This is a genomic window from Variovorax sp. J22R115, from assembly GCF_030317005.1.
GTDB lineage: Bacteria > Pseudomonadota > Gammaproteobacteria > Burkholderiales > Burkholderiaceae_C > Variovorax.
Genome location: NZ_JASZYM010000002.1, coordinates 359621 through 377120 on the forward strand (window position 1 = coordinate 359621; position 17500 = coordinate 377120).

15 protein-coding genes and 1 pseudogene are annotated in these 17500 nt (G+C 65.9%); 6 read left to right on the top strand and 10 right to left on the bottom strand.

Annotated elements, in window-relative coordinates; translation table 11 throughout:
- Window positions 1-22 precede the first annotated feature (22 nt).
- The 4 genes from dnaG (at window position 23) to QTI04_RS04720 (ending at window position 7102) form a co-directional block, all read left to right on the top strand.
- Window positions 23-1987, top strand: a complete 1965-nt coding sequence (gene dnaG, locus QTI04_RS04705; protein WP_286614360.1) for a DNA primase — start codon at window positions 23-25, stop codon at window positions 1985-1987.
- A gap of 279 nt (window positions 1988-2266) precedes the next feature.
- Entirely contained in the window at window positions 2267-4582 is a 2316-nt protein-coding gene (rpoD, locus tag QTI04_RS04710) for an RNA polymerase sigma factor RpoD (protein WP_286614361.1), read from the top strand.
- A gap of 139 nt (window positions 4583-4721) precedes the next feature.
- Entirely contained in the window at window positions 4722-5960 is a 1239-nt protein-coding gene (locus tag QTI04_RS04715; RefSeq protein WP_286597653.1) for a multidrug effflux MFS transporter, read from the top strand.
- 5 nt (window positions 5961-5965) lie between these two features.
- Window positions 5966-7102, top strand: coding sequence for an HPP family protein (locus QTI04_RS04720; protein ID WP_286614362.1), 1137 nt, complete (start codon window positions 5966-5968; stop codon window positions 7100-7102).
- Here the strand turns inward: QTI04_RS04720 and QTI04_RS04725 are convergent.
- Window positions 7047-8021, bottom strand: a complete 975-nt coding sequence (locus QTI04_RS04725) for a LysR family transcriptional regulator (protein ID WP_286614363.1) — start codon at window positions 8019-8021, stop codon at window positions 7047-7049. The two genes, QTI04_RS04720 and QTI04_RS04725, sit on opposite strands and share 56 nt — an antisense overlap.
- 77 nt (window positions 8022-8098) lie before the next feature.
- On the opposite strand from QTI04_RS04725, the pseudogene QTI04_RS04730 reads away from it, so the two are divergent.
- A pseudogene (locus QTI04_RS04730) lies at window positions 8099-8766 on the top strand (DsbA family protein).
- Between the two features lie 32 nt (window positions 8767-8798).
- Complete coding sequence (locus tag QTI04_RS04735; RefSeq protein WP_286614364.1) at window positions 8799-9416, top strand: NAD(P)-dependent oxidoreductase; 618 nt, start codon at window positions 8799-8801, stop codon at window positions 9414-9416.
- Here the strand turns inward: QTI04_RS04735 and QTI04_RS04740 are convergent.
- The 9 genes from QTI04_RS04740 to QTI04_RS04780 all read right to left on the bottom strand — a co-directional run bounded on the left by QTI04_RS04740 (window position 9410) and on the right by QTI04_RS04780 (window position 17441).
- On the bottom strand, window positions 9410-9826 hold the full coding sequence (locus QTI04_RS04740) for an SRPBCC family protein (RefSeq protein WP_286614365.1): 417 nt from the start codon (window positions 9824-9826) through the stop codon (window positions 9410-9412). The two genes, QTI04_RS04735 and QTI04_RS04740, sit on opposite strands and share 7 nt — an antisense overlap.
- Window positions 9827-9889: 63 nt before the next feature.
- Window positions 9890-10594, bottom strand: coding sequence for an ABC transporter ATP-binding protein (locus tag QTI04_RS04745; protein ID WP_286597645.1), 705 nt, complete (start codon window positions 10592-10594; stop codon window positions 9890-9892).
- Window positions 10587-11345 (bottom strand): ABC transporter ATP-binding protein, encoded by a 759-nt coding sequence (locus tag QTI04_RS04750; protein ID WP_286614366.1) that lies wholly within the window; start codon window positions 11343-11345, stop codon window positions 10587-10589. The genes QTI04_RS04745 and QTI04_RS04750 overlap by 8 nt, the downstream gene beginning before the upstream one ends.
- Window positions 11346-11353: 8 nt before the next feature.
- Entirely contained in the window at window positions 11354-12325 is a 972-nt protein-coding gene (locus tag QTI04_RS04755; protein WP_286614367.1) for a branched-chain amino acid ABC transporter permease, read from the bottom strand.
- The gene (locus tag QTI04_RS04760; RefSeq protein WP_286614368.1) at window positions 12325-13197 is read right to left on the bottom strand and encodes a branched-chain amino acid ABC transporter permease; all 873 of its coding nucleotides are present in this window, start codon (window positions 13195-13197) and stop codon (window positions 12325-12327) included. The genes QTI04_RS04755 and QTI04_RS04760 overlap by 1 nt, the downstream gene beginning before the upstream one ends.
- A gap of 19 nt (window positions 13198-13216) precedes the next feature.
- Window positions 13217-14386 carry an ABC transporter substrate-binding protein gene (locus QTI04_RS04765; RefSeq protein ID WP_286597642.1) on the bottom strand — a complete coding sequence of 390 codons (1170 nt, stop codon included), beginning with the start codon at window positions 14384-14386 and terminating at the stop codon, window positions 13217-13219.
- 158 nt (window positions 14387-14544) lie between these two features.
- Window positions 14545-15555 (bottom strand): PDR/VanB family oxidoreductase, encoded by a 1011-nt coding sequence (locus tag QTI04_RS04770; RefSeq protein ID WP_286614369.1) that lies wholly within the window; start codon window positions 15553-15555, stop codon window positions 14545-14547.
- Window positions 15556-15567: 12 nt separating this feature from the next.
- Window positions 15568-16326, bottom strand: coding sequence for a GntR family transcriptional regulator (locus tag QTI04_RS04775; RefSeq protein WP_286599221.1), 759 nt, complete (start codon window positions 16324-16326; stop codon window positions 15568-15570).
- Between the two features lie 5 nt (window positions 16327-16331).
- Window positions 16332-17441 (bottom strand): aromatic ring-hydroxylating dioxygenase subunit alpha, encoded by a 1110-nt coding sequence (locus tag QTI04_RS04780; RefSeq protein ID WP_286614370.1) that lies wholly within the window; start codon window positions 17439-17441, stop codon window positions 16332-16334.
- Window positions 17442-17500 lie beyond the last annotated feature (59 nt).

The window sequence follows — 17500 nt, forward strand, 5'->3', positions numbered from 1 at the left end:
TCATCTGCCGCTCTTCGCCTCCATGACCATCCCCGCTTCATTCATCCAGGAACTGATCGCACGTGCCGACGTGGTGGAAATTGTCGGCCGCTACGTTCAGCTCAAGAAGGCGGGCGCCAATTTCATGGGCCTGTGCCCATTCCATGGGGAGAAGTCGCCCTCGTTCTCGGTCAGCCCGACCAAGCAGTTCTATCACTGCTTCGGCTGCGGCGTGCACGGAAACGCGATCGGCTTCCTGATGGAGCACGCCGGAATGGGCTTCGTCGAGGCCGTGCACGACCTGGCAGGCCAGTACGGCATGCAGGTGCCGGAAGACGATGCCTCGCCCGAGGAACGCGCCCGCGCCGCTGGTCAGCGCCAGAAGCAGGCCACGCTCTCCGAGGTGCTGGAAAAGGCCGGCGAAGCCTATCGGAAGCACCTGCGCCAGTCGCAAGGCGCGATCGGCTATCTGAAGAGACGCGGCGTCTCCGGTGAAATTGCCCGCCAGTTCGGCATCGGCTACGCGCCAGCGGGTTGGCGCACGCTGGCGAGCGTGTTTCCCGACTACGACGATCCCCTGCTGGCCGAAAGCGGGCTGGTGATCGTCGGGGAGGCCGACGACAACGCGGATGGCAAGCGCTACGACCGCTTCCGCGACCGTGTGATGTTCCCCATCCGCAACGTCAAGGGCGAGTGCATCGGCTTCGGCGGACGGGTGCTGGGGGACGAGAAACCCAAATACCTCAACTCGCCCGAAACTCCGGTCTTCAGCAAGGGGCGTGAGCTCTACGGACTCTACGAGGCGCGAGCCGCCTTCCGCGACCGCGGCTACGCCCTCGTGACCGAGGGCTACATGGACGTGGTGGCACTGGCGCAACTGGGCTTCCCGAACGCCGTGGCGACACTGGGCACCGCCTGCACGCCGGAGCACGTGCAGAAGCTATTCCGTTTCACCGAATCCGTCGTCTTCAGCTTCGACGGCGACGCCGCTGGCCGACGCGCCGCGCGCAAGGCGCTCGACGGCGCCCTGCCCTACGCCACCGACGTGCGCAGCATCAAGTTCCTGTTCTTGCCGTCGGAGCACGACCCGGACAGCTTCATCCGGGAATTCGGCGCCGACGCCTTTGCGCGCTTCGTCAACGAGGCGACGCCGCTCAGCCGCTTCATGATCGAGGCCGCCCGCGAAGGCTGCGATCTCGGTACGGCGGAAGGCCGCGCCCACATGGCCAGCAACGCACGCCCCCTCTGGAGCGCCATGCCCGAGGGCGCGCTCAAGCGCCAGTTGCTGGGCGAGATCGCCACCCTGGTCCAACTGAGCGGCCAGGAACTGGGCGAGTTGTGGGCCCCGGCCGCGCCGCGAGCCCCGGCTCCTCCGCCCTCTGCCCCGACGCGCGCCGAGAGTGACTGGAACGACTGGAATGACCGGAGCGAGCGCGTCGAATGGGTCGACGATTTTCCGCGCCCTTCGTCTTCGTCCGAAAAGCGACGCTTCAAGTCCTGGCGCAAACCCTCCCCTCCGCTGCCGCCACCCGGAGGCCGGAAGCTGCCGACCAGCCGCCCCGACGTGGCGGCCAGGCTGATTCTGTCGAACATGGCGGAATGGGAACGCCTCTCCCAGGAGCTGCACGCGCTGCTGTGCGATCTGCCGGGCGAGCACGGCCAGCTCTTCGCCTGGCTCGACAGCCAATCACACGAGCACGGGGTGCAGCCCTGGGCAGCCCTGCGCGAAGGCATGCGCACCATGCCCTTCGAGACGCTGGCCCTGCGCGTCATGACGGGCCCCGACGGCGGCCCCATCGGAGACGCCGAGGGCGAACAGGCGGCCGATTCGGCACGGGAACTGCGCAACGTGCTCGACTACATGCTGGACGACCTGCTCAAGGTCCAGCAAAGCGAGGCGATAGCGGCAGTCGGAAGCGATCCGCGCGCCCTGGAACGCTACAAGGCGCTGGAAGCGCGGCGCCTGGAGTTGCGTAATCGCCTCAATCCCGGTTCAAACCCTGCTTGAAAATTACGCAGCGCGCTATAATGTAAGGCTTCGCTAGACGCGAAAACAGGCAAGAGCGACAGCAGCACCTCCGGGCCGACCCCATGCGCAATGCACTTCCCAAAGGGAAACGGGTCAATACACCGCAAGGACTGCACACCAAATGTTCGCCCGACATCTTGCCTTTTGACGGCTCTTCGAGGACTTGTGTCCTCATGGCCTCATTGTTTGTGCTCCTGCCTGCGCCGGGTTTGTGGCGCGTGTGATTCCGCTTGGTCCATCTTGTTGTATTGAGGTCGTATGCCCAGTTCAAAGAAGCCTGCCGTGTCCGCTGCCAAGAAGCCTGCTGCAGACAAGAAACCGTCCAAGGTCGCCGCCCTGCCGGCAACCAAGACGGGTGCCGCCGCGTCCAAGGCGTCCGCCGCAACGAAAGTGAAAACCGTGCCCACGAAATCGACCACCGCCGACGAAACCCTGAAACCAGCCGCCAAGAAGGTTGGCCGTCCTCCCAAAGCCGCCGGTGCGCCCGCCGCAACCGGAGGCGCCAAGCGAGGCCGCAAACCCAAGGCCGGCAACGAGGCGCCTTCGAGCGACGTCGACCTGTCCGACATCGAGGACGAGCTGGTCGGTGACGAGCCGGCAGCCACGACGACCGAGGAAAAGGTCAAGCCACTGCGCATGAAGATCAGCAAGGCGAAGGAACGCGCCTTGATGAAGGAATTCGGCCTGGACGAGACCGTCCTCTCCGAAGAAGACCTGGCCAAGCGCCGCTCGCGCCTGAAGACCCTGATCACGCTGGGCAAGACCCGCGGCTACCTCACGCACGGTGAAATCTCCGACCACTTGCCCGACAAGCTGGTCGACGCCGAGACCATGGAAGTCGTGGTCACCATGCTCAACGACATGGGCGTGGCCGTCTACGAGCAGACCCCCGATGCGGAAACCCTGCTGCTGAACAACACCGCCCCGACCGCCACTACGGTCGAGGAAGCCGAGGAAGAAGCCGAAGCCGCTCTTTCCACGGTGGACAGCGAATTCGGCCGCACCACCGACCCCGTGCGCATGTACATGCGCGAAATGGGCACGGTCGAGTTGCTGACGCGCGAAGGCGAAATCGAAATCGCCAAGCGCATCGAAGGCGGCCTGATGGCCATGATGGAAGCCATTTCGGCTTCGCCCGCGACCATCGCCGAAATCCTGCGCCTCGGACAGGAAATCCGTGACGGCAAGGTCGTCATCTCGACCATCGTCGACGGCTTCTCGAACCCGAACGAGGCCGACGACTACGTGGCCGAAGAAGACTTCGACGAATTCGACGAGGAAGACGACGACGACGGCAAGGGCGGCTCCAAGGCATTGACCAAGAAGCTCGAGGAACTCAAGCGCGACGCGCTGGAGCGCTTCGACCGCATCGCCGTGATGTTCGAGAAGGTCCACAAGATCTACGACAAGGAAGGCTACGGCACGCCGGCCTACCAGAAGGCGCAGCACTCCCTGTCGGAAGAGCTGATGACCATCCGCTTCACGGCCCGCACGATCGAGAAGCTGTGCGACCTGGTGCGCACGCAGGTCGACGACGTCCGCAAGAAGGAACGCGAGTTGCGCCGCATCATCGTGGACAAGTGCGGCTTCCCGCAGGAAGAGTTCATCCGCGACTTCAGCGGATACGACAAGAACGGCAACCGCGTCGCGTCCAATCTGCTCAACCTCAAGTGGGTCGAGAAGCAGGCTGCCGCCGGCAAGCCCTGGAGCGCCGTGCTCGCACGCAACATTCCACCGGTGCAAGAGCTCCAGCAGCGCCTCGCCGACATCCAGTCGCGTGTGGTGGTGCCGTTGGCCGAGCTCAAGGACATCAACAAGCGCATGAACGAAGGCGAATCGTCTTCGCGTGACGCCAAGAAGGAAATGATCGAGGCCAACCTGCGCCTCGTGATCTCCATCGCCAAGAAGTACACCAACCGCGGCCTGCAGTTCCTGGATCTGATCCAGGAAGGCAACATCGGCCTGATGAAGGCGGTCGACAAGTTCGAATACCGTCGCGGCTACAAGTTCTCGACCTATGCGACGTGGTGGATTCGCCAGGCGATCACCCGCTCGATCGCCGACCAGGCGCGCACCATCCGCATCCCGGTGCACATGATCGAGACCATCAACAAGATGAACCGCATCAGCCGCCAGCATCTGCAGGAGTTCGGCTTCGAGCCCGACGCCGGCATCCTGGCCGCAAAGATGGAGATCCCGGAAGACAAGATCCGCAAGATCATGAAGATCGCGAAGGAGCCGATCTCGATGGAAACCCCCATCGGCGACGACGACGATTCGCACCTGGGCGACTTCATCGAGGACAGCAGCAACACGGCTCCTATCGAGGCCGCGATGCAGGCCGGCCTGCGCGACGTGGTCAAGGACATCCTCGACAGCCTGACGCCGCGCGAAGCCAAGGTGCTTCGCATGCGCTTCGGCATCGAGATGTCGACCGACCACACGCTGGAAGAAGTCGGCAAGCAGTTCGACGTGACGCGCGAGCGCATCCGCCAGATCGAAGCCAAGGCGCTGCGCAAGCTGAAGCACCCGAGCCGTTCGGATAAGCTCCGCAGCTTCATCGATACACTCTAGGCACACCCCCCTTGCAGGGGGCAACACCTGCGGCCCGGCGAAGCCGGTTCCGCAGTGTTTCCGCGAAGAAGAAGACAGAGAACAAGAATCAGGAGGGCGCCGACGAGGCGCTCTTTTTTTTGGAGACAGGAGACGCTGCATGAACCCCGACGCCGACAAACTCTGGCTGGCCCCGCGCTGGGCGCTCGCCGTGCTGCTGGCGGTGCTGGGCATGCTCGGACCCTTCTCCATCGACACCTACATCCCGGCGTTTTCGGGCATCGCGCAGTCGATCGGCGCCACGCCAGTCGAGATGCAGCAGACGCTCTCGGCCTACCTGTTCGGCTTTGCCTTCATGAACCTGTTCCACGGCGCGCTGTCGGACAGTTTCGGCCGCAGGCCGGTCGTGCTGTGGGGCCTGGCGGTGTTCACCATTGCTTCACTGGGCTGCGCGATGTCGCAGACCATCGGGCAGCTCGTGGTGTTCCGCGCGCTGCAGGGACTGTCGACGGGAGCCGGCATCGTGGTGTCGCGCGCGGTGATCCGAGACATGTTCCCGCCGGCCGAGGCTCAGAAGGTGATGAGCCAGGTCACGATCTACTTTGGCATTGCGCCCGCGATCGCGCCGATCGTCGGCGGCTTTCTCTTCGTGCACCTGGGCTGGCACAGCATCTTCTGGTTTCTCGTGGTGGTGGGCGTGGTGCTTTTCGCTGCCAACTACAAGCTGCTGCCCGAGACGCTGCACCGCGACCAGCGCCAGCCCTTCGAGGTGCGGCACCTGATGCGCGGCTACTGGGACCTGTGCTCGGACCCGCGCTTTCTATTGCTCGCGCTGGCGAGCGGCGTGCCCTTCAACGGCATGTTCCTCTACGTGCTGGCCGCTCCGGCCTTCCTCGGCGAACACCTCGCGCTGGCACCGACGCAGTTCTTCTGGTTCTTCCTGCTGACCATCGGCGGCATCATGGCCGGCGCCTGGGCGAGCGGACGCATGGCCGGCAAGGTCGCGCCGAAGCGGCAGATTCGCGACGGCTTCGTGATCATGCTGGCGACCTCGCTCGTCAACGTGGTCGCTAACGCCCTCTTCACTCCCCACGCAGCGTGGGCGCTGTGGCCGCTGGCCGTATTCGCCTTCGGCTGGGCGCTGATGGTACCGGTCGTGACCTTGCTCGTGCTCGATCTTCACCCCGAACGACGCGGCATGGCCTCCTCGCTCCAGGCGGTGATCGGCTCGACGGCCAACGGCGTCGTCGCCGGTGTGATCGCGCCGCTGGTGATGCATTCGACGCTGGCGCTGGCGACGACCTCGATCCTCATGCTGAGCATCGGACTCGTCGCCTGGGTCTGGCTTCACGGGCAGTGGCCCGAGATCGGGCGCCTGGTCGCCGGCGAAGCGGCCTGACGACGATGCGGTTCGACACTCTCACGACTTTCGCGCGCGCCTGGATTCCCGGCCCTACCGTCGTCGACGGACGGGAACGCCTGCGCGCCGTCGCCGGCGCCGCGGTGGGCCTGCTGTTCACGGCATTGATCTGCGAACTCCTGGCGGGACCTTCGGTCAGCGGCAACTGGCTGATCGCGCCATTGGGCGCCAGCGCGGTGCTGGTGTTCGCGCTGCCGGCCAGCCCGCTCGCACAACCCTGGCCGGTGATCGGCGGCAACACGCTTGCGGCTCTGGTCGGCGTGGCGTGCGTCCGGTGGCTGCCCGATGCGTGGTGGCTCGGCGCGGTCGCGACCGCGTTGGCCATCGGGCTCATGTTCTCCCTGCGCTGCCTTCACCCCCCGGGCGGCGCGGTCGCGCTGCTGACCGTGCTGACGCACACCCCGGAGTTCCCCTTCGCCATCTCGCCGGTGCTGACCGATTCACTGCTGCTGGTGCTCGCCGGTGTGCTCTACAACACCCTCACGGGCCGGCGCTACCCGCACGTCCAGATCGCGCAGCGCCAGGCGACCACGGACGACACGCGCTTCAGTTCGGCCGACATCGATGCGGTGCTCGCGCGCTACAACCAGGTGCTCGACATCAGCCGCGACGACCTGGAATCGCTGATCCGGCAGACCGAGATGGAGTCGTGGCACCGCCGGCTGGGCACCGTGCGCTGTGTCGACATCATGTCCCGCGGGCCGGTGACAGTCGAGTTCGGCACACCGCTGCAAGAAGCGTGGTCGCTCATGCACGAGCGGCGCATCAAGGCGCTCCCGGTGACCGACCGAACCCGGCGCGTGGTCGGCATCGTCACGCAGGCCGACTTCTTCCGGCACATCGATCTGCAGCACCACGAGGGCCTGGGCGGCCGGCTGCGCGACTTCATCCGCGCGACGCGCACCGTGATGTCGAGCAAGCCCGAGGTCGTCGGCCAGATCATGACGCGCCAGGTTCGTGTCGCCAGCGAAGATCGGCCGATGGTCGACCTGGTGCCGTTGTTCTCTGAGGGGGGCCACCACCACATCCCCATCATCGACGGCGAGCGGCGGCTCACGGGGATGATCACTCAGTCCGATTTCGTGCGCGCACTGTATCGGGCGGTCGAGCCGCAGGCTTGAGGCGCTTGGCTTCGGCGGCGCCCGCCGGCCAGTGCCGTGCATCGGCGAAGCGCTCCACCAGAAAGTCGAGCAACGCGCGCAAGGACGCCGGCATCTGCCGCCGCGAGGCGTAGAGCCCGTACACGCCCAGTCCCAGAGGAACAACCTTGGACAGCAGCGCCACGAGCCGGCCTTCCGCGATCGGCCCACGCGCCGAATACACCGGTTGCATCGCAATGCCGGCGCCTTCCATCGCCGCCGCAAGCAGCACCTGCGATTCGTTCGCGCTGAGATTGCCGCTCACGGGCACGGCAATCCTTTCGCCGTCCTGGTCGAACTGCCACAGGCTCTTGCCGAAGTACGAATAGGTCAGGCAGTTGTGCGTCGCCAGATCGTGCACGCTGCGAGGCGTGCCATGGGAAGCGAGGTAAGCCGGCGACGCGCAGACGACGGACGCGCAATGCCCCAACGGTCGCGCAATCAGGTTCGGGTCGAGGTCGTTGGTGATGCGGATAGCGAGATCGATGCGCTCCTGGACGAGGTTCACCGGCCGCGCGTCGATATGCAGGTCGATCGCGGCCAGCGGATAACGCCTCAGGTACTCCGCAACCGACGAGGCCAGTACGTCCTGCGCAAGCGACTGCGCGCACGCCACGCGCAGCAGGCCGCGCGGAACGTCCGCTTCGGCACTGAGCGTCACCGCCATGTCGCCGGCCACTTCGAGCATGCGGCGGCACCGGGCCAGCGTCTCCTCGCCCGCCTCGGTCAGGCTCAGTCGCCGCGTCGTTCGATGCAGCAGGCGCGCGCCGGCCCATTGCTCCATCTGCGCGAGGTAGCGCGTGACCATGGCGCGCGACATGTCGAGCGATTCGGCGGCACTGGTCATGCTCGCGCGCTCGGCGATGCGGACGAACACTTCGGCGGCGATGATGCGGTCCATATTCGATCGATTCAGGCAACAAACATTTGCATGCTACGGTGTTTTTCGATCGAATCAAGAAACCTACGATCGCGGACATGACAGCAACGAATCCCGACCCGCAGCGCGCCACGCTTCACTATGTCTTCGATCCGCTGTGTGGCTGGTGCTACGCCGCAGCGCCCCTGGTGCAGGCGGCGCGTGCCCTTCCCGGCCTGGTCATCGACCTCCACGGCGGCGGCATGATGACCGGCGCGAACCGCCGCGCGTTGACGCCCGAGTGGCGCAACTATGTGATGCCGCACGACCGGCGCATCGCGCAACTCAGCGGCCAGCCCTTCGGCGTCGCGTACTTCGATGGATTGCTGAACGACGGCGGCGCCATGCTGGATTCCGCCCCGCCGCTGACCGCGGTGCTGGCCGCCGAGGCCGACGCCGGCAAGGGATTGGAGATGCTCCACCGCGTGCAGCGCGCCCACTACGCCGAAGGCCGCCGTATTGCCGACACCCCCGTGTTGCGCGACCTGGCAGCCGAGATCGACCTCGACCCGGCAGCCTTCACGGAAGCGTTCGACTATCTGAGCGGCGAGCCGACGCAGCGCCACATCGCTGACAGCCGCGCGTGGCTGGCGCGCGCACGCGGACAGGGCTTTCCGACCTTCGCGCTCGAAACGACCGATGGCGGACTCACGCGCTGGACGTAGCGCGCTACCTCGGCCAGCCGGAAGCCTGGACTGCGCATCTCGGAGCGCTGATCCAGCGCTGACCCGTTTCTTCACTCACCATAAGGACCACTTCATGAGCAAGATCGCCATCCTGGGCGTCACCGGCCGCGCCGGCTCCCGCATCGCCAATGAACTGCTGCAGCGCGGACACACCATCACGGGCGTCGCACGCAAGATCGAAGGCGCCGAAACGCGCCCCGGATTGACGCTGAAATCGGCCGATTCGACGTCCGTCGACGCGCTGGTTCCGGTGCTGAGCGGCCACGATGCCGTGATCAGCGCAACGCGGTTCGCGGACGGAGCGGACGCCGCCACCCTTGTTGCGGCTGCCAAGCAAGCCGGCGTGCCGCGCCTGCTGGTCGTCGGCGGCGCCGGCAGTCTCGCAGTTGCGCCGGGCAAGGCCTTGCTCGACACGCCCGAATTTCCCGACGCCTACAAGCCGGAGGCGCAGGCCGGCAGCGCAATGCTCCAGGCGCTGCGCGCCGAAAAGGAACTGGACTGGACCTTCCTCTCGCCTTCCGCCCTCTTCGCACCCGGCGAGCGCACCGGCAGGTTCCGGGTCGGCGGCGACAGCCTGCTGAGCGATACAGGCGGCAAGAGCTGGATCTCGATGGAGGACTACGCGATCGCGCTGGCCGACGAAGTGGAGGCCCCCAAGAATTTCCGCAAGCGCTTTACCGTCGGCTATTGATTGCGGCGCCCGGCGGCCTGACCTTCCAGCGTGGTCTTCATCGCAAGCATGCCCTGCTCGATCATGGCGCTGATGGGCGGCTTCATATCGTTGGGCAGCAAGTCGGCAATCCAGACGAGTTGGCTGTGCTCAGCGTCTTCGGCAAACACTTGCAGCGACGCGTTGTGATGCGTCAGCCGCTCGCCGGTTGCAGACCACGCCACGCGCCGCGCTTCATCGTCGACATCGACGATGACTTCGCGCGCCACCAGGCCGTTGGCGAAAGTGACGATGCGTGCGTCGCCTTCCAGCTTGCAGTCGATCACGAAACCCGGCACCAGCCGGTGGTGGATCTCGCCGACATCGCGAACCGCATCCCAGATGTGCTCGGCACTTGCCGCCACACGGATTTCCTGTCGAATGGACGCCATGGTTCTTCACTCCTTTCAGGCCGGCGGGCCAGTTTAGGCGCGAACAAGTCCCGCGGGTAGCCCTCAGCGCTTGACGCCCAGCAGACGCTCGAGCACCTCCGGCTGCGTGGCTAGCGTCGCCGCATGGTCGGCGTGAACCACAGTGCCGTGGTCCAGCACGACGGCTTCATCCGAGATCGCCAGGATGGCCTGCGGATGCTGCTCGACGACGATGGCCGCCAGCCCTTCGTCGCGAGTGATGCGGCGGATGGCGCGCAACAGTTCTTCCACGATGATCGGCGCCAGGCCTTCGAGCGGCTCGTCGAGCAGCAGCAAGGTCGGGTTGACCACCAAGGCGCGCCCGACGGCCAGCATCTGCTGCTCCCCACCTGACAACTGCGTGCCCAGATTGCCCTTGCGCTCTGCAAGCCGCGGGAACATCTCGTAGACCCGCTGCGGATTCCACTTGCCGGGGCGTTCCACGGCGGTGAGGTTCTCGTGCACGGTAAGCGACTTGAAGATGTTGCGCTCCTGCGGCACCCAGCCGATGCCTGCGGCAGCGCGCTGGTGCGGCGACAGCTTGTGCAGCGCCAGGCCACCCAGCGCGATGGTGCCGCCGTGCTGGCGCGTCGCACCGGCAAGCGTGTTGATCAGCGTCGTCTTGCCGGTGCCGTTGCGGCCCAGCAGCGCCAGGGTCTGGCCTTGGCCGAGCGCGAGCGAGATGTCGTGCAACACGACCGCCTCACCATAGCCCGCGCTCAGGTTTTCGATGCGCAAGAGTTCAGACATGCGCGGCTCCATGGCCCAGGTAGACCTCTTTCACTTTCGGGTCGTTGGCAATCGTGTCGGGGTCGCCCTCCGTCAGGAGCGTACCGTTGACCAGCACGGTCATGCGGTCGGCGAAGCTGAACACCAGGTCCATGTCGTGTTCGATCAGCAGCACGGACACGTCGGCGGGCAGCGCGGCGACAGTCTCCAGCAGTTCCTCGCGCTCGCCCGCCGGCACACCGGCCACGGGTTCGTCGAGCAGCAGCACGCGCGGCTCGCAGGCCAGCGCGATGGCAATCTCCAGCAGGCGCCGCTTGCCGTAGGCGAGGTGCCGCGTCTCCTGTTGCGCGACGTCGGCGAGCCGGAACTGCTCGAGCAACTCCCCGGCCCGCTCGGCGACCTGCCTGGACGAACCCAGCGGCTTCCACCACTGCCCGCCCAGCCCCGTCTGCTGAGAGACAACCAGCGCCAGCGTTTCCAGCGGCGTCATGGAATCGAAGAGTTGATTGATCTGGAAGGTCCGGACCATGCCTCGCGCCACTCGCCGGTGCGGCGCGAGGCGGGTGATGTCCTCGCCTTCGAGCACGATGCGGCCCTCGGTGGGCGTGAGCACGCCGGTCAGCAGATTGATCAGCGTGGTCTTGCCCGCGCCGTTGGGGCCGATCAGCGCATGGCGCGCACCACGCCGGAGGTTCAGCGAGACGTTGTTGGTCGCCACGATGCCGCCGAAGCGCATCACCAGACCCGTCGCCGACAGGACGATGTCATTCACGGTGGCGCTCACGGCTTGGCACTCCCGCGCGCACCGAACCAGGTCCAGGGTCGCAGCAGCCGATCGCGCCCGACCAGCACCAGCAGCACCAGGATCAGGCCGATCCAGAACATCCAGTACTGCGGCGTGACGGTCGAGAGCGTGTCTTGCAGGAGCTTGAACACGATGGCGCCGGCGATGCCGCCATAGAGCCAACCCACGCCACCGATGACCAGCATCAGCAGCACGTCGGCCGAGCGGTCGAAGGCCAGCACGTCGAGCGATGCGAAGCCCGTGGTCTGTGCGAGCAACGCGCCCGCCGCACCCGCGATCGCAGCGGCGACCGTGTAGATCACGGCCAGGCGCGACACGACCGGAATGCCGATCGACATCGCGCGCAAGCGGTTGTCGCGTACGGCCTTGAGCGTCGCGCCGAAGGGCGATTGCACCAGCCGGCGCATCAGCAGGAACAGCAGCAAGACCACCGAGAGCGAATACCAGGCCGCCGTCCGACCGTACAGGTCGAACTCGAAGAGACCGAGCACCGGCCCCATCACGACACCCTGCAGTCCGTCCGCCCCACCGGTGAGCCAGTCGAGCTTGTTCGCGAGTTCGAGCAACAGCAGCGCGGTGCCGAGCGTGACCATGAGCCGCGTCAGGTCCGTGCCGCGCAGGATGGTGACGCTCGCGATGGCGCCCAGTACGGCGCACAGCACGATGGCCACCACGAGCCCCACCGTCGGGTCCGGCATCACCAGCTTCGCGAACAGCGCAGCCGTGTAGGCGCCGAAACCGAAAAAGGCCGCATGCCCGAGCGAAACGATGCCGGTGTAGCCGAGGATGAGGTCGAGCGACATCGCGAACAGCGCGACGATCGCGATCTCGTTGATCATCAGAGCGTGCGAGGGCATCAGGAGCGGCAGCACGAAGGCCACCGCCCAGACGGCAAACTCCCACGGACGCCAGCGAGCCTTGCGCAGCAAAGGTTGCTGAAAGTCCATTACTTTCCTCCCTTGCGCGTGAACAGCCCTTGCGGCCGCCACATCAGGATCAGGATCATCAGCAGGTACACCGTGAACGCGCCCATCTTCGGAATGAAGTACTTGCCTGCCACGTCGGCGATGCCAAGAAGCAGCGCGGCCAGGAGCGGCCCCGTGATCGACGAGGTGCCTCCGACGGACACCACGATGAGGAAATAGATCATGTACTTGAGCGGGAAAGTCGGATCGAGCCCCAGGATCTCCGCGCCCAGCGCACCGCCCAGGCCCGCGAGCCCCGAACCGACCGCGAAGGTCATCAGGAACACCACGTTCACGTTGATGCCCAGCCCCGCCGCCACGCGCGGATCATCGACCGCGGCGCGAAGCCGGCTGCCGAAGCGCGTCTTCGAAAGAATCAGTTGCAGCACCACCGTGAGCAGCGCGCACAACACGATGATGAAGATGCGGTAGTGCCCCATGCCCAGCAGGAACGCGCCGTCGCCGATCTCGGTACGGCCGCGCAGCCATTCGGGCAAGTGGATGTTCTGCTGCGACGAGCCGACGAAGTAGTCGAGCCCGGCCACTGCCATGAACGCCAACCCGATCGAGAACAGCACTTGGTCCAGATGCGGCTTGCCGTACATCGGCCGGTACAAGGTGCATTCCAGCAGCGCCCCCAGCAGACCGACCAGGATGAACGCGAGCGGCAGGCAGACGAGAAACGGCACGCCCAGCTTTTGCATTGCGAACACCGTCAGGTAGCCGCCCGCCATCGCGAACGCGCCATGCGCGAGGTTGATGAAGTTCATCAACCCCAGCGTCACAGCCAGTCCGACCGCAAGCACGAACAGCAGCATGCCGTAGGCAATGCCGTCAAAAAGAATAGTCAACATGCTGCTGTCCGGCCACCGCTTACTTGGCTTTACCTGGATCTTTCACGGCCTTGATCACGTCGAACTCGACGTTGTAGAGCTGGCCGTCCTTCTTCTCGACCTTGCGCAGGTACACGTCCTGCGTGATGTCGCGCGTTTGCGCATCGATCAGCACTTCGCCGCGCGGGCTTTCGAAGACCTGGCCCTTCATCGCCGCGAGCAGTGCATCGCCGCCGCCCTGGCCCTTGGTGGTCTTCAGGGCTTCGTAGATCATGCGCATGCCGTCATAGCCGCCGACGGCCATGAAGTTCGGGCGCATGTTCTTGTTGGCCTTCTGGAAGGCTTCGACGAATTTCTTGTTGGCCGCCGAGGGATGCGCCGCGGAGTAGTGGTGCGTCGTGACCACGCCAAGCGCGCCGTCACCCATGTCGTTGAGCTGGTCGTCGTCCGTCACGTCGCCGGTGGCGATCATCTTGATGCCGGCCTTGTCCATGCCGCGTTCCAGGAACTGCTTCATCACCGCCGCGCCGGCGCCCGAGGGCACGAAGACGAACAGCGCATCAGGCTTCAGGTCGCGCACCTTCTGCAGGAAGGGTGCGAAGTCCGGGTTGCGCAGCGGCACGCGCAGCGAGTCGAGCACCTTGCCGCCGTTGAGCTCGAAGCGCTCCTTGAAGAACTTCTCGGCATCGTTGCCGGGGCCGTAGTCGCTGACCAGCGTCACCACCGACTTGATGCCGTTCTTGGGTGCCCAGTCGCCCATCGCGACCGAGACCTGCGGCAGCGTGAAGCTGGAGCGCACGATGTACGGCGAGGCCTGCGTGATGCTCGACGTCGCTGCGGCCATCACGACCAGCGGCGTCTTCGATTGGGTGGCGATGGGTGCCGCCGCCAGCGCTGCCGGCGTGACGCCAAAGCCCGCGAGCACATTGACCTTGTCGTTGACCACCAGCTCCTGCGCCAGGCGCTTGGTGACGTCAGGCAGCGCGGTGTCGTCCTTCACGATCAACTCGATCTTCTTGCCCGCCACGGTATCGCCGTTCTGCGCCATGTAGAGGCGCGCCGCCGCTTCGATCTGGCGTCCGGTGGAAGCCTGCTGACCGGTCATCGGCAGGATCAGCCCGATCTTGAACGTGTCGGCGGCGTGAGCCAGGGGGATGGCCAGCGCAATGGCGGTCAGGCTGGCAGCCTGGACGAGATGGCGACGAAGCATAAAGCTCTCCTTGTTGGATGGATGCAGGAACGGGGGATATTGTGACCAGATGCAAGCGAGCCGGGGCGTCGGCAAACACCTAGCGCACGGCCCTCGCAGAGGATTTCTGCGCGATCAGCAAATGGGCTGCGCGATCATCGCGCAATGCTTGCGAGGACTCATGGACTTTCGGGTCGCCATGCCGAATCGAGGGTGATCGTGCCGACCGCGCGCGACACGCAGGCACAGATCCTGTGGCCCGACTGCTTGTCGTGTTCGCTCAGGAACACATCGCGGTGATCGATCTCGCCATCGACGGCCAGCACGTCCATCGCACACAAGCCGCACTCGCCGCGACGGCAGTCCCAGAGGGTCTGCACGCCAGCGCCTTCGAGCGCTTCGAGCAGCGTACTCCCGGCCGGGACGGTGATCGCCAGGTCATGGCGCGGAATGCGCACCTCGAAGGCCTGCGCCGCAAGCCGGCCGCTGCTGCCGAAGGTCTCGAAGCGAAGATCCGCCTGCGCGCGACCTGCTGCCGCCCATGCGCGCTTGACGGCTTCGAGCATCGGCACCGGTCCGCAGGTGTAGAGCTGGCCACCGGGCGGCAGATGCGCGATCTCCGAGGCGAAGTCGATAGGCGCGCTGCCGGTGAAGGCCTGCATGCCGGTATTCGCCGACTGACTCAATGCTTCCTGGAGCGTCGACAGATAAGCCAGTTCCTGCTCGCTGCGAGCGCCATAGAGCATGCGGACGCTCACGCTTCGGCGCTGCGCCAGTTCGGCAAGGCGCTGTGCCATGTAGACCAGCGGCGTGATGCCGATACCGCCCGCCACCAACAGGTAGCCCGGTGCCGTCAGATCGAGGCCGAAGTGGCTCTGCGGCTCGCTCACCAGCAGGCGGTCACCGGGCGCCAGGCGCCACATCGCGAGCGACCCGCCGCGGCCGTCGTCCAGCCGCTTCACCGCGATGCGCCATGCGCGCCCGTCGGGAGCGCCCACCACCGAATAGGACCGGGTCTGCATGCGCCCCGACCCTGGCTCGCCGACCAGGACCTGAACCTGCAGATGGGCTCCGGGCTCATGGCCGGCGACGATGCCCGACTCGGGCGTGATCTCGAACTCGCGCACCGTCGCCGTGAGGTCGCGGCAGGCCGTGATGCGCGCAGGCATCCAGTGGATATCGCTTTTCATCTTGAAGTGTCTTCAGGCCCGGCGGCGGATGAGTTGCACGCCCGGCAGGGGATGGTTCTGCGCGCCATGCAGCGCCTCCCGGAGATTGCGCTGCGCAATGCGGCTGTGCTCGCGCATCAGCGCCTCGGCGCGCGAGCCTTCGCGGTTCTCGATCGCATCGAGCACCTGTCCGTGCTGGTCCTGCGCGATCAAGAGCATGTCGCGCGCTGCGGGCGAGTTCGCCTGCACGACGACGAAGCCCGAGGGTGACGCGAACGGCAGGTTGATCACGCGCTCCAACTGCTGCGCGATCAAAGGGCTGCCCGCCATTTCGGAGAGGAGCCGATGAAACTCTTCATTGAACGCGACGTAGCGCGAGAACGCTGCGTCGTCGAGCGCCGGGTCGCGCAGCAAATCGTCGATACGCTTCAGGCAGGCGCGCGCCTCGCGCAACACCACAGGCGGCGCGCCCCGCTCGGCCGCGAGCCGCGCCGACAGGCCTTCGAGCGTGCCGCGCAGTTCAATCGCGTCAGCGACGTCGCGTTCGGAGAAGGTCCGGACGGCGTACCCGCCATTGGGCAAGGCTTCGAGAAGCCCTTCCTGTTCGAGTCGCATGAGTGCGCTGCGCACCGGCGTGCGCGAGACGCCCAGCAGTTCGGAGATCGCGACCTCGGCAATGCGCGAGCCGCCGGGCAGTTCGCCGGCCAGCACCATCTCGCGCAACCGCAGTTGCGCCTTGACGGACTGGGAACCCCCCGCTTCGACGGGCTCGGCTGCAGCAGGCGTCGTGATCGCACTCACGGCCGCTCCATCGCCGCGGCCGGCTGGATCGGAATGGTGGGGGCGCGCGGCTTCTCGCGCGCAATCATCTGGTCGATGAGGCGTCGTGCCCACATCGCGCCGGCATCGATGTTGAGGTTGTAGAAGCTGTAGTCAGGCCGCTCGTCGATGGCGCGCTGCTGGGCTTCGAGCACCACTTCGTCCTCGCGGAAGATGCCGGCCACGCCCTCGCGCAGTTCGTGCGTGAGGCGCTGCTCGCCGATGCAGTAGTTGCGCGCGAAGGCCCAGAAATAGAGGCAGGTCTTGTCGGTCTCCGGCGTGATGGTGTTGAGCACGAAGCCGTTGACGCCCTTGCTGCGGTCGCCCGCCGAGCCGTTGCGCGGCACGGCGCCGCTGCCCGCCTCGGCCACGCCGACGTCGATGTTGACCGTGCACGGCCCTTCAAAACGAATGATCTGCCAGCGATCGACCTTGCCCCGGTAGCCGTGCGCGTGGTGGATCTGCGCGGCCCAGAACGGCGGTGGGTCGATGTCTTCCATCCAGCGCGTGACAGTGGCCGAGCGGTCGCCATGTGTCGCGACGAATGGCGCTTCGGCCACGGCACGATTGCCGATCGACGAGCCGTGCACGAAGGTCTCGTGCGTCAGGTCCATCAGGTTGTCGACGACCAGCCGGTAGTCGCAGGCCACGCGGATCATCTTGCCGTCGCCTGCCCATTCGGGGTCGTCGTTCCAGTGCATGTCGGGCACCAGCGCCGGGTCGGCCTTGGCCGGATCGCCTGGCCACACCCAGACGAAGCGATGCTTCTCGACCACCGGAAAGGAACGCACGCAGGCCGAGGGATTCAGCGTTTCCTGGCTCGGCATGAAAGTGCAGCGGCCCTGGCTGTTGTAGACGAGGCCGTGGTAGCCGCAGACGACTTCGTCGCCTTCCAGCCGCCCCAGCGACAGGGGCATCAGGCGATGCCAGCAGGCGTCTTCCAGCGCCGCGACCTGACCGTCGGTGCGCCGATAGAGCGCCAGTTTCTGGTTGCAGATGGTGCGCGCCAGCAGTGCGTGCTTGATCTCGACATCGTAGGCCGCGGCGTACCAGGCGTTCAGCGGAAATGGGCTCGTGGAGGCATTCATGGATACGGACTGTATACATTGAAGCCTCAACATCCAGTCTTTTTGCGTGTTTTAAGGGA

Bases quoted from the DNA above. Each gene is read 5' to 3' on its own strand.
- dnaG (WP_286614360.1), top strand. From the start codon at position 23: ATGACCATCCCCGCTTCATTCATCCAGGAACTGATCGCACGTGCCGAC.
- rpoD (WP_286614361.1), top strand. From the start codon at position 2,267: ATGCCCAGTTCAAAGAAGCCTGCCGTGTCCGCTGCCAAGAAGCCTGCT.
- QTI04_RS04715 (WP_286597653.1), top strand. From the start codon at position 4,722: ATGAACCCCGACGCCGACAAACTCTGGCTGGCCCCGCGCTGGGCGCTC.
- QTI04_RS04720 (WP_286614362.1), top strand. From the start codon at position 5,966: ATGCGGTTCGACACTCTCACGACTTTCGCGCGCGCCTGGATTCCCGGC.
- QTI04_RS04725 (WP_286614363.1), bottom strand. From the start codon at position 8,021: ATGGACCGCATCATCGCCGCCGAAGTGTTCGTCCGCATCGCCGAGCGC.
- QTI04_RS04735 (WP_286614364.1), top strand. From the start codon at position 8,799: ATGAGCAAGATCGCCATCCTGGGCGTCACCGGCCGCGCCGGCTCCCGC.
- QTI04_RS04740 (WP_286614365.1), bottom strand. From the start codon at position 9,826: ATGGCGTCCATTCGACAGGAAATCCGTGTGGCGGCAAGTGCCGAGCAC.
- QTI04_RS04745 (WP_286597645.1), bottom strand. From the start codon at position 10,594: ATGTCTGAACTCTTGCGCATCGAAAACCTGAGCGCGGGCTATGGTGAG.
- QTI04_RS04755 (WP_286614367.1), bottom strand. From the start codon at position 12,325: ATGGACTTTCAGCAACCTTTGCTGCGCAAGGCTCGCTGGCGTCCGTGG.
- QTI04_RS04760 (WP_286614368.1), bottom strand. From the start codon at position 13,197: ATGTTGACTATTCTTTTTGACGGCATTGCCTACGGCATGCTGCTGTTC.
- QTI04_RS04765 (WP_286597642.1), bottom strand. From the start codon at position 14,386: ATGCTTCGTCGCCATCTCGTCCAGGCTGCCAGCCTGACCGCCATTGCG.
- QTI04_RS04770 (WP_286614369.1), bottom strand. From the start codon at position 15,555: ATGAAAAGCGATATCCACTGGATGCCTGCGCGCATCACGGCCTGCCGC.
- QTI04_RS04780 (WP_286614370.1), bottom strand. From the start codon at position 17,441: ATGAATGCCTCCACGAGCCCATTTCCGCTGAACGCCTGGTACGCCGCG.